The sequence below is a fragment of the Saccharothrix sp. ST-888 genome (assembly GCF_000955975.1).
GTDB lineage: Bacteria > Actinomycetota > Actinomycetes > Streptomycetales > Streptomycetaceae > Kitasatospora.
Window position 1 is genome coordinate 1 of record NZ_JYJF01000968.1, and the last position, 303, is coordinate 303.

Sequence of the window (303 nt, forward strand, 5' to 3'; positions counted from 1 at the left end):
AGGTGGCGGTTCCCGGGCGGCTCGGTTTGCGAGTGTGCGCGGCCGCCTGCGGCCTCGCGCTGGCGGCGACAGGGTGCGCCGCATCGCACCCGGCAAGCACCGCGACCCCTGCCGGAAGTGGAGCGGCAGCGGGCGCCGGCGGCACCGCCACCACCCACGGCTGCAGCCGCCAGCGTCTGCTCGCCGCCATCACCAAGCACCCCTGCACCACCCGCACCGCCCGGGCCACCCCCGTCAACGCGCAGGTCGGCGCCGTCTTCACGCACGACGCGACGGGCGACCACTTCTGCACCGCCAGCGTGG

At 76.6% G+C, this 303-nt stretch carries 1 protein-coding gene; it reads left to right on the forward strand.

Annotated elements, in window-relative coordinates:
- Positions 1 to 32: 32 nt before the first annotated feature.
- The coding region (locus UK12_RS44200) for a hypothetical protein (protein ID WP_045307293.1) at positions 33 to 303 on the forward strand (271 nt) is incomplete at its 3' end.